This is a genomic window from Komagataeibacter melomenusus (genome assembly GCF_013155395.1).
GTDB lineage: Bacteria > Pseudomonadota > Alphaproteobacteria > Acetobacterales > Acetobacteraceae > Komagataeibacter > Komagataeibacter melomenusus.
In genome coordinates, this window is the sequence record NZ_JABJWC010000133.1 from 1 (window position 1) to 255 (window position 255).

General features: G+C 58.4%; 1 pseudogene. It reads right to left on the reverse strand.

Annotation, left to right across the window (positions count from 1 at the left end):
* Positions 1-255: pseudogene (locus tag HNW77_RS18245) on the reverse strand (IS5/IS1182 family transposase); the annotation flags it as partial.

Here is a 255-nt window from a genome sequence, read left to right on the forward strand (position 1 = left end):
CGCGCATGACGATCCTTGTGCGACAGCTTTGCGGGTTTGTCCTGCCAGTCTTCAGGAATACGTCCTTCCCGAAGATCGGCTTTCTCTGCATTGGTGTTCCGCTGCTTCGGAGCCGCTACCAGCGTGGTATCCAGGATCTGGCCTGACATCGGCAAATACCCGGCGTTGCGCAGGGTGGCATCAAAGCGGTTGAACAGCCCATCGATCGCACCCGCCTGGGTCAGACGCTTTTGACACAGCCAGACCGTTTTGGCA